Here is a 13,310-nt window from a genome sequence, read left to right as displayed (position 1 = left end):
CTTTTGGGAGGAAGAAACTATGGATGTAAGAATCTCTGATCTATCGCTTTCCTATGGAGATTTTCAGGCGGTCAAGAATCTCAGCCTAGACATCGGCGAAGGTGAATCCCTCGTTCTGTTGGGCCAATCAGGTTGTGGCAAGACCAGCACCATGAGATGCATCGCTGGCCTAGAAGAACCAAGCACGGGATCCATCAGTATCGGTGGTTCGCCAGTCTTCGACTCTCTTGCCGGAACGAATGTGCCGCCCAACAAGCGGAATGTCGGCATGGTGTTCCAGTCGTATGCGATCTGGCCACACATGACGGTGCTTGAAAATGTGTCGTTCCCGCTTCAAATGAAACGCATGAACAAGACGGCCATCCGTCGCAAGGCGTTGGAAACACTCGAACTGGTGGGTCTCGACCACCTTGCGGAGAAGGGGGCAAGCCTTCTCTCTGGCGGACAGATGCAGCGGGTAGCGCTCGCACGAAGCCTCGCAATGGGGCCAAGCGTCATGCTCCTCGACGAGCCCCTCTCAAACTTGGATGCGAGGCTTCGCGAGGACCTTCGTGCTGAGCTGCGCAGAATTCAGCTCGAGCTCGGCCTGACTTCCGTCTACGTGACACACGATCAAGGAGAAGCGCTCGCACTAGCCGACCAGATTGCGATTATGCAGCACGGCAGGATCAGTCAGCTCTCCTCGCCGACAGAGATCTATCGTTCTCCAGCTTCAGCGTCCATCGCGCTGTTCTTGGGAATGTCCAATGTCTTCAAGCTGGGCCACTCGAATGCTGGACGCGCAGAGCTGGCTGACTATGCGATCGAAGTGGCACTCGAACAAGCCATCTCGTCGCAGCAGCACAACATGAGTGTCTGCATCCGCCCCGAAGACATCAGCATCTCGCGTGAATCGAGTCGCAACGTTGCGAATTCGTGGCCAGGCACCGTAACAGTGAAGCTGTTCCAGGGGTCCCACACGCGATGGTCTATCGAACTCGATGGGGGCCCGACCATTGAAGTAGAGACCCGCACTGCAGTCTCAAGCGAATTGCATCCGAATGATCGGGTATTCGTCGAGGTGCAGCCTTCTCGCGTACTTGTGTTGCCCGACGAAGTCGCAGTTCCTTCCGATGCCGAGTTCGTCGGTCCCGGCACCGAAACTGAAGGGCTTGATACTCAAAGTATTGGTGCGCTCTCAACGAAGCCCAAGCGGAGAAGAATCGGTAAGAGGGAAGTGAAATGACGTCTGCAGGAAGCGTCGCTCTGAAGTCTCCTGAGCTGAAGCATCGACCGGGGTTGCCACGCAGAAACTCGTTCGGAAAGATCCGACGGCGTTGGTTGCTGAGCGCGGTCACTCTTTTGGTGCTTGCAGTTCTCATCGTGCTCCCGGCTGGCCTGGTGCTGCTCTCGGCGTTCAGTACAGATGTTCCTCGTCCTGGAAATATCACCTGGGATCTGACGCTTGAGAACTTCTCCGTGCTTGCAACACCGGAGGTCCTCGTTGCGTTCGGGAACTCGCTACTGATCGGTTTTGCATCCACGGTGCTGGCGTGCGCGATCGGCGCTGCACTTGCATTTCTTGCTGCACGTTCAGACATCCCCCTTCGCAGATTCGTGTACCTCGTAGGGCTGATGCCTATGTTCCTACCTTCGTACGTGGGGGCACTTGCGTGGTCTACGCTCGGTAGCCCAGCTGCGGGACTTCTGAACATCGCGCAGAGGGATCTCGGCACTTCCATTCCTCTCGACATGTACACCATCCCGGGAATGGTCTTTGTCTTTGCGATCTACTATTCGCCATACACCTTCCTGCTCGTTCATGGTGCGATGTCCATGATGAGTCCCGACTTGGAAGAGGCCGCGCGAGTGCATGGGGCGACGCAGAGCCGCATGCAGCGACTGATCTCCTTCCCGCTCGCACTGCCCGCAATCCTTGGCGCAGCTCTGCTCACGTTCATTCTCGTGTTCGAGAACTTCCCTGTTGCACAGTCACTTGGGACTCCGGGCGGAGTAAACACTCTGCCCACGTTGATCTTCAGATTGATGAACACAAGCCCATCACGGGGTAACGAGAGCGCGGCTATCGCGGTCGTCCTTGTCGGGGTCGTGCTTCTTGTGACATGGTTCCAACGACGCATGGTCTCGAAACGTTCTTATACGACGGTCACCGGCAAAGGCGTTCGCCCCAAGAAGGTGGCTCTCGGCGCTGCGAGGATCCCCGCGTTCATTGGGGTGCTCGTATTCTTCCTTCTGTCGATCGTGCTCCCTGTCGGTGCGCTGGTGGTGGTTGCCGGGCAAAGCTCGCCCTACCTGACCTCGCTCGCACAGCTCGCGCAGCCCGGCGGATTGGACTTCAGTTCGTTTGCCGATGTCTTCACGTCCTCACGATTCCTCGACGCCTCATGGAACAGCCTCATCGTCAGCGTCTTAGCTTCGATCATCGGTGTGATCCTCGCTTTCGTGTCCGGATATCTCGTCTATCGGTCAAAGGCCTCCGGCCGCGGCCTGATCGAAAGCATCACTATGGTGCCACTTGCAATTCCTGCAGTGGTCCTTGGTATGGGTCTGCTCTGGACCTGGCTGATCATGCCCGTGCCTCTATACGGGACCGTGGCGGTTCTGATCATTGCGTTCGTTGCAGTCCAAGCACCCCAAGGGTTCAGAGGTATCGCTTCGTCCATGCTCGCGACTGACAGAGACCTCGAAGATTCAGCCGTGATGTTGGGAGCCTCCCGAAGCCGAGCAATCACGAAAGTGACTGTGCCCCTTATGAAGATGGGACTGCTCTCTACCTTCCTCCTGCTGCTCATGCTCAGCATGCGAGAACTGACGGTCCCGATGTTCCTCTACACGGGCAACACCGAGATTCTCTCCATCGCGATCTACGACGCGTTTGAGACCGGCGGCGCACTCCGAGAAGCGGCGGCAATGAGCGTGATCTACATCGGGATCATGGTCGTGCTGTCATACATCCCACGCCGCCTTGCCAAAGAGTGACATCCACACCTCATCACCTACAAAGACCCACGTTAAAGCAAAGGAGCTCACACATGAAAACCTCAAGAAGATTCACCCTCACGCCGACTATCGCGCTCGTCTCCGTACTCGCGCTCTCTGCTTGCGGGAGCGCGAGCGGAGATACTCCAACCTCTCAGGATCAGGACGACCCCACGTCGAGCGTGTTGGCGATGCCGAAGATCGAAGACTCCGATGGCTTGGTCATCGACGGAGAAACTGTCGCTGATGCTGCCCTCCTTGAAGCCGCACGAGAGGGATCGGTCAACTGGGTAACCTCGTCGGGGAGCGATACTGCTGAGCTGACCGCGGCTCGGTTCACGGCAGAAACAGGTGTGCCTGTAGAAGTGAGCCGACTCGCAGCGACGAAGCTCAACGAGCGACTGCTCAGTGAGGCAGGGGTAGGACGTCTGAGTAACGATGTCGTGACTATCGGCGATCCGGTGTACGCGGAAGGCCTGGCGGAAAAGGGAATCTTCGTTCCCTACACTGACATGCCCTCGTTCGACGAACTTGCCGGCACCGAGGATGTCGTGTGGTCAGACGGGGCCTACTACACCGCATTCAACACAGTTTCAGCAATCGCTTACAACAACGCAGCGGTAGAGCCAGGCGAAGCCCCCACCAGTTGGGCGGACCTGCTCGATGATCGCTGGACTGGCAAGATCGGTGTCGTTAGTGCGGGAGCCGGCGGCGCAGCGCAGGGGCAAGCTGCGTTCCAGGAGAAGGTGCTGGGAAGTGACTACTGGACCGACCTGGCTGCGCAGAAGCCGAGGCTCTTTGATGTGACCTCTGTGGCGATGGAAGCACTGGCGCGTGGTGAAGTCGAAGTTGCTCCGGCCGTCGTGAACACTGCCTTTGCAACAGCTCAAGCAGGTGCCCCGATCTCCATCGTGATTCCCTCTGATGGAGTTTCCGGCGCGTACAACATGCAGGGCCTGACTTCCGCTGGCGCAGACAATCCCGCAGCCCAGCTCTTCATGAACTGGATGATGTCCTCAAGCGGGCAGCGCTTTGCGCAGGCTCAAGGCTTCGTGAGCGCCCGGACTGACTTCGAACCCGTTCCGACCGGGGACATTCAGCTACCCCTGGCAAGTGATGAAGTGTTCCACCCCTACACCCCGGAGGACGCCCAGAACAACGGGGCGGACGTTGTGCGACGCTGGAACGCTGCCTTTGGAATTACTGGCTAAGCATTCGTAAGCGGCTTCTGGATCTCCATATTGGCGACAACAGAAGACAATGTCCAGATCTTGAAGCAGGAAGAAGGAACAATGAAGGCTATCGTGATTGGGGCCGGGATACTCGGCTCGACCGTTGCGTTTCAGCTCGCTCAACGTGGTGTCGACACCACGATCATCGATGGCAACATCCCTGGCGAAGCCGCAAGTGCCGCCAGCCTTGCCTGGACCAACTCGAACAACAAGAAGCTCCGGCCGTACCACGATCTCAGCACAATGTCGATTATGGAGTGGAGTCTGCTTGCACGAGAACTCGGTACCTCCGCATGGCTGAGGCCCGTGGGAAATCTCCATATTTCCGATTCGACAACCGGTGCGGAGATGCTCAAAGATCGTGTGGAGCGTCTCAACTCCTATGGGTATGCTGCTATACCGTATCCAACTTCGCGATTGGACCGGCTCGATCCATGCATCCGTCTGAAGGACGAGTATACCTATGCGGCTTTCTTTCCCTTCGAAGGCTTCATCTCGACGCATCTGCTCATTAGTGATCTCCTTGCGGCAAGTCGCTCGCTCGGAGCGCGTGCTAACTTCGGTCGCAGAGTCACAGGGTTGGCCGTAAAGGGTAGTCAAGTCTGCGGCATCGTGTTGGAAGACGGTGAGCGGATTGAGGCGGACATCGTCATCGCAGCGGCTGGTGCTGGGCTTGAATCGCTACTTAGCCATCATGGTGTTGACGTTCGAACCGCGGGTAGTCCTGGTGTGTCTCTTACCACCTCACCGGGTGCTTCTGCGCTCTCGACAGTGCTGCATCTTCCCAAGCTCAGCGCCCGCCCGGACAGCGACGGCCGACTTCTAGTCCGTTCAAAACGTACCGACCAACAAATCGATCTGTCACGCAGTGAGCTACCCGAATCAGCGATCAAAGAGCTGATGCTGCTCGTCGGAGAGCACCTAGACGATTTTGATCCACGACTGGTGACTGCGGAGCGCATCAAGATCGCGGCACGCCCGTATCTCTTTGACGGCCTCCCCGTTGTGGGTCACTGGGACGGTCTCGATGGCCTCTATGTGACTACGATGCATAGCGGAGTGACACTCGCAGCAATTGTTTCGCGACTTGCCGCTGAAGAGATCACGACAGGCACACCGTCATCTCTACTCGAGGATTTCCGTCCTCAGCGAGTTATCGATGCCGCCAAACTGGGGGTTGGATACTTCGATCCATATGCGCTCGAGGGAGAGACCTCGAAGTAGGATTATGGATGAGATGTGCTCACACTCTGTCGAGAGTCTGACTTACCCTGTTTCTGGGTCACGGTTGACGTAAACGGACCTATCCGTTTTGTAGCAGGAGACACGGCAAGCGGTCAAAGTACTACGAGATCGTCTGACAGATTCCTCCGCACCTCTCCGGGTGGCCGTTTATCAGAATACGGCCACCCGGTACTGGCATCTCATCTACAGCATTCTGCTCGAGGACGGGACGTGGCATGTCTCTTTTTCAGGTCTCGGTCTATTACGCGTGCACTGATGAGCCAGATCGAGAAGCAACCAACTGCCGCGCTGCACTTCTTAGAAGTCGAAGAAGAGCGACAGTAGGCGATCTGATTTTACAGATACATCCTATTGATGATGGTTGGCAGCACGTCTACGAGCCTCGTAGTCGCCATCGCCAACTGGGAAACTGTCAAAAATACGAAGGATATGCCGTCGATTTCTATAAGCGCCTGATACGCGAAGCGCACCGCAGTGAAGAGGCCTCTGCCCCTGGTCATCTTCATCACATGGTCAGAGTTCGGCGTCTGAACGCCTTTGCTCGGTTGTTCAGTCCATGAAACACAAGGAACGCCAAACCATACGTCTTGGAGCTTCCTTTTTCAGACTGCGGTGAATTCGAATGCCCGCGCCCCCAACAACCACAAACGGGCTGTTTACGCCGATTCTCGCTCGCACCCTCACAAGTCACGCGAACGTTGATCCAGTCGCTTTTGACTGCGTAAAGTTGGTCATCGTCCGAGCCGGGAATGCGTTGCTCTTCGGCGAGTGTGGTACCCACCACATCGGCGTCGGTGATGTGGCCGTACTAGCACCCAATACCCTTTGCGGGGCTAGACCCGAGAAATGGGTTACGACAACGACCCTGTACCTTGACCCTGACTACATGGTTGATCTGGTTTTTTGGCAGCACTCTGCGCAGTTCAACGACCGTCGCGATGCCACTGAGTATCTCGATATCAACTACGCAGAGCCGGCGCAAGTCGTCCGGATTGGCATAGACCGAGCAAGATTGCTAGCACCTTGGCTGGACGATCTCGCGAAATTGAGCGAAGAGGGCTTGCAGCCTGCATGCTTCTACCGTGCGCAGTCGCTGCTCTCCTCAATCCTCGACGTCGTGGTCCCGCACATAGTCGTTACTGGTCAACGGGTCACTTCAACACAAAGGCATACGGTTGTGCCGTCTGCGCCCCGCCATCGTGACTTTCAACCGCTACGCAGCGAAGCCCGGAAAATTGCCGAAATCCTCGCCAGTGAGCTGCATCGCCGATGGTCGGTACCGGAATTGGCCAGTGTCGTGCATCTGTCACCGTCGCAGCTCCGGCGCGTGTTCTCAGATGCGTATGGGAAGGCACCCATAGCGTATTTAACGATGCTTCGTGCAGAACAGATGGCTCGCCTACTAAAAGGTACCGACTTGCCGATCTCCGCCATAGCGGCGTCTGTGGGGTGGGGAGATGCTGATTTTGCAGCGCGCCAGTTTCGTCGTGCTGTCGGGGTCTCTCCGCGCGAGTTCCGACGGATCACCCGCAGCACTACACTCTCGAGGTATCCCGACTGAACGCGCGTGTGTCCGGGTGAATCGACCATGATATCGAGCTCGGATCACCATACTTCCTGTTTCTGAGGTACTTGTGAACTGACCAAGTTGGGTTCAGTTGTGCATCTCACGGTCGCTTGCTCTTTTGTCAGTCGTCCTTTTCGATCGCGCTCTTTGTGTATCCCTTAGCGCACCTGCTGGTCGCAGAAGTTACCTGCCGTGGGCGGGCACCTGCGGAAGGAAGGAAGGACGATGATGGCATCCCCCGAAAAAGCAAGTGTGGCGCGGCATGCGAAGCTCGATGAGGTGCGCGAGCAGCTCATCGAGCAGGTCGAGAAGCTGGTCACGGGCGAGGACTGGAAGCGGGCGCTGTCGTTCGCTGCGAAGTTCCGGTCGCGTTCGGTGAACAACTCGTGGTTGATCTTCGCGCAGCATCAGGTCGCGTGGGAGGCCGGCCGGGTGCCCGATCCTATGCCGACGTATGTGGCGGGGTTCCGGCAGTGGGAGCAGCTCGATCGTCGCGTCGAGAAGGGCCAGAAGGGGTACGCGATCCTCGCCCCGGTGATCGGGAAGTTCGCGTCGAAGACCCCGGCGAATCCGATGTCGTGGCGCAGGCTCGCTCCCCGCGAGGCACCGCAGCCGGGCGAGAAGGTGAAGTCGGAGATGGTCGGCGCGAAGGTCGCCTACGTCTTCGACATCTCCCAGACCACCGGCCCCGACGTGCCTCTCCCGCCGTCACCGCAGCTCCTCGCAGGAGAGGCGCCGGCCGGCCTGCGCGAGGGCCTGATCCGGCAGGTCGAGGAGGCTGGGTTCACGTTCATGCCGGTGCCGCACGAGGGTATGATCCATGGCGCGAATGGCATTACGAAGTTCGATGATCGTCAGGTCGCGGTGCGCACGAACATGGATGATGCCGCCCAGGTGAAGACGCTCGTGCACGAGCTGGCGCATGTGAAGATGCACGGCCCTGACCAAGTGGAGGAGCGGCAGCATCGCGGGATCGGCGAGGTGGAGGCCGAGTCGGTCGCGCTGATGGTCGGTGCCGCTCACGGCATGGATACGAGCGCTTACACGATCCCGTATGTTTCGGGGTGGGCGATGGCCGCCGACGGGAAGAACCCGATTCAGATCGTGCAGGCTACGGCCGAGCGCGTGCGGAAGGTCGCGCTCGAGATCCTGGACCAGCTCGACACCGTGCAGATCAGCGACGGCACCCCGCCCGGTCTCACCCGAGACGGCCCCGAACGCACGACTACGAAGCAGGCCGAACGGAAACCCCCGGCACGCCCCGCTGCACGGAAACCGGCGCAGCCGGCGCGGCCCTTGGCCTCGGTTCGGGGGCTGTGATGGATGCCGAACAGCTCCTCGCCCCAGCCGCCGCACTGTCGCTGGCGGATGCCGCGCAGCACTATGCGAGTCTCGGGGTGCCGGTGTTCCCGTGCGTGCCCGGTGAGAAGCGGCCGCTCGTGGCGCACGGCTTCAAAGACGCGACCACTGACCCCGTTCAGGTGAGTGCGTGGTGGCAGCGCTGGCCGGAGGCGAACATCGGCATCCCGACCGGCCCCGCCTCCGGGATCGAAGTCGTCGATGTCGACGTGAAGGGCGACGAACCGCGCGGGCCCGTCTCCTGGCAGCGGGCCACGCAGGCCGGCTTCCTTGGCGGGTGGGCGGCGCACGTGGTCACTCCGTCAGGTGGGCTGCACGCCTATTATCCGGCGGCGGACATCGAGCAGCGCTCGTGGGCGTCGGGGAACGCGCAGCTCGATTTCCGGGGCACCGCCGGCTACATCGTTGCCCCGCCCTCGCGCACCCTCATCGATGGGCAGGTGGCCGCGTATCAGCTCCTCGATCTCGCCACCGGCGAAGTGCAGCCGGTAGATGCGGCCACGTTGCGGGAGTTCCTCGCTCCTCGCCCGGTGCGGCCGGCGTGGCAGGGGCAGCCATTCCGGGGCACCCTCGAAGAGCACACCCAGCGCATTGCAGCATGGCTTGGCGGGCGGGAGCAGAGCGAACGGAACCAGGGCCTCTACTGGGCTTCCTGCCGTCTGGCCGAGAACGGTGCCACCCTTGCGGAGGCGTTCTCGGCGCTCGGCCCGGTCGCTGAGCAGATCGGGCTCGCCCCTCCGGAAATCGCACGAACGATCCGCTCCGCATACCGCGGCCCCGTCATGTCTTCCTCGCCGTCGCCTGCGCAAGCGCAGCCGGCCGCTCAGCGGAGGCCGGTGGATCGAGGGCGGGTGCTCGCATGAACGGCTCGAACACTCGGCGGGGTGGCCGTCTGGCGGTGATGACCGCGGTCGCGGGAACAGTGCTCATCGCGGCGGGAGCGTTCTGGCTCAGCTTCACCTCCCTCGCGGATCTCGCCCGCCGGTCCGGGATTGATGCCGGGCAGGCGTGGGCGTGGCCGCTGATCGTGGACGGCATCATCGTCGTCGCGACCATCGCCGTGGTCGCGCTCGCAGGTACCCGGGTCGCATGGTATCCGTGGCTGCTGCTGATCCTCGGGGCGGGCCTGTCGGTGGCGGCGAACTCGATCCACGCTATCGTTGCCGCCGACGCCGACGTGCCCGCAGTGCTCGCCGCCTCGGTCGCCGCCGTGCCGCCGCTCGTGCTGCTCGCGATCACGCACCTCACCGTGATCCTCACCCCGCACCAGCCCGCCACCGACGAAGCCACATCGGCCGACGCCGCCACCGAGGCACCGATGCTCGGGGCACCCGCGATCGTCACGCCGCAGGAGCCCGCGCCGCTCGTGCTTCCGGCACAGGATCCGAGCGAAGCGAGAGGACCTGTGCCGGATGGCTGGACCGGCCGCGAGGTCGCCGGGGCGCTGCGGGCGGGCGGCTGGTCGAACAAGAAGATCGCCCGCTATCTCGAAGTCCACCCCTCGACCGTCGGCAGATGGTTCGCCCACGACAGCGACCAGCCAGACGAAACGACGGGCGGCAGCCCTGAACCGGAATCGATGTCGCCTCACGCTGATGCGACACCCATTGAGAACGAGGAGGAACCCTCATGAACCCCGAACACGAGCCCGCTGGCGGGCCAGAGGCGGCGCGGTCGCGCCTGCACCCCGCGCTCGCGGCGGCCATGCAGACCGAAGCCGCCCGTCCGGCAGACCCGGTGGCGGCAGAGGTCGCGGAGGCGGAGCGGTCAATGCTCGCCGTACACCGCGACCCCACACTGAACGCTCCGGAGCCAGAGACCGACACCCCAGAGCCGGAGGAGAAACGGCGCACGCAAGTGCGGTGGGTACGGCCGACCGAGCTGGCGATGCAGGGCGGAGCGCGGGCGACAGGCTGGGGTCTCGATCTTCGAGCCGAGCTCGGGCAGCGGATTCGCGACGCGCGTGCCGAGCGGAAGCAGGACCGCGCTGAACGCCACAGCGCACGGGCCGAGCGTCTGCCCGATCTGTCGTTCTCGGGCCGCCGTGCTCGCCGCGCTTCGGCGCAGGAGCGTTCGGGGATGGGGCTGAGGTGATCCGCCATGAACGCGACCAGCCGCGTCTTCGCGCAGGACCTGCCCGGTCCCATGCAGGCCGGGTGCACCTGCCCCGTAGGAGGTGCCACGACCATGAAGAGAACCCGCAGCACGAGAACCCCTGCCGCGCAGCCCGAAACACAGCGCGTGCGGCGGGGGTTCGAGCATTCCGAGGGGCTGCGCGCCCTGCTCATCCGCCTGCACGAGGGAGGCCAGTGGGCGTGGAGGCACGATCCCGAGGTCGCCGCGCTCATGCGACACGCCGCCGACAAGTACGCCGCCCTCGCGCGCCGGCACGGCCTCGACCCCTGGGAGGCCGCCGCGGCCGCATTCGACGCGATGCGCACCGGCGCCGTCCGCCGGGCCGACGACCCCTGGGCGGTCATCACCCGCGCCGTCAAGGTCACCTGCATCGCCGAGGAGCGCGCGAACGGCCTACTGTGCTCAGTGCACCAGGCACGAAGGCCGAAGTTCTCCGCACACCACGACGCCGAACGGTTCTCGGACCGGGAGAACCCGCTCACCGACTACCACCCGAACCTCCGCGTGCACGCCCCCGACTTCGGAGAGAACGACCCCGACGAACCGGAGACCTCGAGGCTCGTGGTGCAAGCCGTGGAGGACACCGTGGTGTTGTTCCATCTGCTCGGCTGGCCGACGGAGACGGCGCGTGCGGGGATCGACTACATCGTGACGAGGCTGGCCGAGTCCACCTCTCGGGCGCAGGCGTTTGAGTCACTGCGCCGCGACTACCACGCCCGCGCACTGCTCGACCTGCCCGCCTCCTCGTGGCTGGCGATGCTGCGCATCGTGCTCGGCACGCAGGACCCCAACCAATCCCACACCCGGGCAGCCCGCGGCGTGCTGTACCGGCTCGTCTCCGGCGAACCGCTCCGCGCACTCCTCGCCGACGACACGGTGCTCGCCGAGATCGTGCGTTCCTCACCTGACGGAGGTGGATGACGTGACTGCGAGTAGCCCCGGGCATATCGAGCTGGAACGATCCCTCGAATCCATCGTCGTCGGCAAGCGGCATCGCACTGACCTCGGCGACATTGCCGCGCTGGCCGAGTCCATCCGCAGCGAGGGCCTCTTGCAGCCGATCACGGTCACCCCAGATGGGGCGCTGGTCTGCGGGCGTCGCAGGCTCGAGGCACTCCGCCTCCTCGGGCACCGCTCCACGAACGTGTGGGTGCGCTCGAACCTCTCGAACCGGCTCAGCCAGCTTCTCGCAGAGCAGAACGACAACGCCCTACACAAGCCCCTCTCCCTGATCGAGGCCGAGTCCCTGTACCGGGAACTCAAAGTCGTGCTCGCCGAGGAAGCAACGCACCGGCAGGCAGCCACCCGCTTCGGTGCAGAGGCGGGAGCACCGCAAGATGCTGCGGAAGTCTCCGGTGGAGTCGATTCGACTCCACCGGGCAACGGTGAAGGACGCACACGCGAGCAGGCCGCGCTGATGGTCACCGGCAAGAAATCTCAGAACATGCTCGAACAACTCGGTCGGCTGAAGGATCTGGCACACGACGATCGTCAGCCCGCGCATATCCGTTCCCAGGCTGCGGAGGAGATCGCGCGAATCGAGACTGGCGGGAAAGTGCATGGTGCGCATCTACGCATGAACGCGGCGCTCTCGCTCGACGAACTCAACCGCATCGCCGCCGACACCGCACAGCCTGAGTCCGTGCGGGCGCAGGCTGCCGCTTCTGCGACTCAGGTGCGGGCCGCCGCGAACGCCGAGACTCGCACCGCGGAACTCGCCGCCCTCGCTGCCGACGCGATCGCCCGAGTCACCGCCGAAGGTCGGGACAAGGGCAAGGGCAAGAAGCGGTCGGCGAAGGCGCCCGGCAGACCGGCGCTGACGCTGGTCATTCTGCCGCCGCGTGCCTTCGTCGCGCTCTGGACGGACATGGATGGCTGGACGAAGAAATACGACCCCACCGAGATTGCCGCGGCCCTCACCGTCACGGAGTGGGAGCGCGCCGAGACAGTGATCGCAGAGACCGTCTCATTCTTTGCCACGATCCGCACCGCCCGCGAAACCGCCAGACCAGTGGTTCCCGACTCTGCTGTGGAAGTCCGGTCGCGGGCGGGCTGACCCTACCCCGGGTGCAGCTTGCGCACCTCCCGAGTGACAATCTCACTTCGGCTTCGGGAGGAACCCATGCGCACGCCCACGGCACCGGGCCAGCAGTCCAGCCGCTTCCAGATCGCCCTCATCACCGGCGGCCTCGTACTCATAGTGCTCGTCGGCATCGGCATCTACGGCCTCCTCCACGGGCCCGCCACAGACACGAACCCCAGCACTGACTCCTCAGCCTCCGAGACGCCGTCACCCGAGCCGGAGCGTGATCTCGCCCCGAGCCAGCTGACTGCAGCATCGGACGGGGAGCGGTTCGCGCGCACGATCGCGGTGCGACTGTTCGCGTGGGATACCCGGCTCGGCCACGGCACATCCGAGTACATGCAGCCCCTCATCGACATCGCCGACCCGGCCGAAGCGCCGGGTCTCGCTGCAGACCTCCGCAGCTACTACCCAGACGACGCCGCCTGGCGCGCCTTGCAGGGCTACTCGACGAGGCAGTGGCTCGACCTCGACACCGCCACCGTGCCCGACACCTGGGCGCGCGTCACCGACGAGGCCCGGCCGGGCACGCTTCCGCCGGGCGCGGTCGCCTACACGATCACCGGCACCCGGCACCGCGCAGGCTCCTGGGAAGGGCAGGACGTCTCGGATGCGCGCCCGGTGTCGTTCACGATCTTCGCCGCCTGCACGACCGGTGATTCCTGCCGGCTGCTGCGGCTCTCGACCATCGATACCCCCATGCCGTAGC

At 62.6% G+C, this 13,310-nt stretch carries 12 protein-coding genes; all 12 read left to right on the top strand.

Annotation, left to right across the window (positions count from 1 at the left end):
* Positions 1 to 19 precede the first annotated feature (19 nt).
* The 12 genes from AMS65_RS02785 (at position 20) to AMS65_RS02740 (ending at position 13,309) form a co-directional block, all read left to right on the top strand.
* A complete protein-coding gene (locus AMS65_RS02785; protein ID WP_075200804.1) occupies positions 20 to 1,225 on the top strand; it encodes an ABC transporter ATP-binding protein in 1,206 nt (401 codons plus the stop codon).
* Positions 1,222 to 2,979, top strand: coding sequence for an ABC transporter permease (locus AMS65_RS02780; RefSeq protein WP_083451435.1), 1,758 nt, complete (start codon positions 1,222 to 1,224; stop codon positions 2,977 to 2,979). The genes AMS65_RS02785 and AMS65_RS02780 overlap by 4 nt, the downstream gene beginning before the upstream one ends.
* Before the next feature lie 53 nt (positions 2,980 to 3,032).
* Positions 3,033 to 4,190, top strand: coding sequence for an ABC transporter substrate-binding protein (locus tag AMS65_RS02775; RefSeq protein WP_075200803.1), 1,158 nt, complete (start codon positions 3,033 to 3,035; stop codon positions 4,188 to 4,190).
* A 60-nt stretch (positions 4,191 to 4,250) separates the two neighbouring features.
* Entirely contained in the window at positions 4,251 to 5,435 is a 1,185-nt protein-coding gene (locus AMS65_RS18590) for an NAD(P)/FAD-dependent oxidoreductase (RefSeq protein ID WP_157502029.1), read from the top strand.
* Between the two features lie 907 nt (positions 5,436 to 6,342).
* Positions 6,343 to 7,017: a helix-turn-helix transcriptional regulator gene (locus AMS65_RS18585; RefSeq protein WP_306455218.1), complete on the top strand. Its 675-nt coding sequence runs from the start codon at positions 6,343 to 6,345 to the stop codon at positions 7,015 to 7,017.
* Positions 7,018 to 7,248: 231 nt separating this feature from the next.
* Positions 7,249 to 8,343 carry an ArdC family protein gene (locus AMS65_RS02770; protein WP_053382646.1) on the top strand — a complete coding sequence of 365 codons (1,095 nt, stop codon included), beginning with the start codon at positions 7,249 to 7,251 and terminating at the stop codon, positions 8,341 to 8,343.
* Positions 8,343 to 9,245, top strand: coding sequence for a bifunctional DNA primase/polymerase (locus AMS65_RS02765; RefSeq protein ID WP_053382645.1), 903 nt, complete (start codon positions 8,343 to 8,345; stop codon positions 9,243 to 9,245). Before AMS65_RS02770 ends, AMS65_RS02765 begins: the two co-directional genes overlap by 1 nt.
* On the top strand, positions 9,242 to 10,015 hold the full coding sequence (locus tag AMS65_RS02760) for a DUF2637 domain-containing protein (RefSeq protein ID WP_053382644.1): 774 nt from the start codon (positions 9,242 to 9,244) through the stop codon (positions 10,013 to 10,015). The genes AMS65_RS02765 and AMS65_RS02760 overlap by 4 nt, the downstream gene beginning before the upstream one ends.
* Positions 10,012 to 10,476: a hypothetical protein gene (locus AMS65_RS02755; RefSeq protein ID WP_053382643.1), complete on the top strand. Its 465-nt coding sequence runs from the start codon at positions 10,012 to 10,014 to the stop codon at positions 10,474 to 10,476. The genes AMS65_RS02760 and AMS65_RS02755 overlap by 4 nt, the downstream gene beginning before the upstream one ends.
* Before the next feature lie 93 nt (positions 10,477 to 10,569).
* Positions 10,570 to 11,439, top strand: a complete 870-nt coding sequence (locus AMS65_RS02750) for a hypothetical protein (RefSeq protein WP_083451466.1) — start codon at positions 10,570 to 10,572, stop codon at positions 11,437 to 11,439.
* Position 11,440: 1 nt separating this feature from the next.
* Positions 11,441 to 12,574, top strand: coding sequence for a ParB N-terminal domain-containing protein (locus AMS65_RS02745; RefSeq protein ID WP_053382642.1), 1,134 nt, complete (start codon positions 11,441 to 11,443; stop codon positions 12,572 to 12,574).
* Between the two features lie 66 nt (positions 12,575 to 12,640).
* A complete protein-coding gene (locus AMS65_RS02740) occupies positions 12,641 to 13,309 on the top strand; it encodes a hypothetical protein (RefSeq protein ID WP_053382641.1) in 669 nt (222 codons plus the stop codon).
* Position 13,310 lies beyond the last annotated feature (1 nt).

This window comes from Leucobacter celer subsp. astrifaciens (genome assembly GCF_001273835.1).
GTDB lineage: Bacteria > Actinomycetota > Actinomycetes > Actinomycetales > Microbacteriaceae > Leucobacter > Leucobacter celer.
The sequence above is the reverse complement of the archived record's forward strand: the minus strand, read 5'-3'. Positions and strand labels throughout refer to the sequence as shown.

Coding starts and splice junctions, on each gene's coding strand:
- AMS65_RS02755 (WP_053382643.1), top strand. CDS start 10,012: ATGAACCCCGAACACGAGCCCGCTGGCGGGCCAGAGGCGGCGCGGTCG.
- AMS65_RS02775 (WP_075200803.1), top strand. CDS start 3,033: ATGAAAACCTCAAGAAGATTCACCCTCACGCCGACTATCGCGCTCGTC.
- AMS65_RS02770 (WP_053382646.1), top strand. CDS start 7,249: ATGATGGCATCCCCCGAAAAAGCAAGTGTGGCGCGGCATGCGAAGCTC.
- AMS65_RS02750 (WP_083451466.1), top strand. CDS start 10,570: ATGAAGAGAACCCGCAGCACGAGAACCCCTGCCGCGCAGCCCGAAACA.
- AMS65_RS02740 (WP_053382641.1), top strand. CDS start 12,641: ATGCGCACGCCCACGGCACCGGGCCAGCAGTCCAGCCGCTTCCAGATC.
- AMS65_RS02760 (WP_053382644.1), top strand. CDS start 9,242: ATGAACGGCTCGAACACTCGGCGGGGTGGCCGTCTGGCGGTGATGACC.
- AMS65_RS02785 (WP_075200804.1), top strand. CDS start 20: ATGGATGTAAGAATCTCTGATCTATCGCTTTCCTATGGAGATTTTCAG.
- AMS65_RS02780 (WP_083451435.1), top strand. CDS start 1,222: ATGACGTCTGCAGGAAGCGTCGCTCTGAAGTCTCCTGAGCTGAAGCAT.
- AMS65_RS02765 (WP_053382645.1), top strand. CDS start 8,343: ATGGATGCCGAACAGCTCCTCGCCCCAGCCGCCGCACTGTCGCTGGCG.
- AMS65_RS18585 (WP_306455218.1), top strand. CDS start 6,343: ATGGTTGATCTGGTTTTTTGGCAGCACTCTGCGCAGTTCAACGACCGT.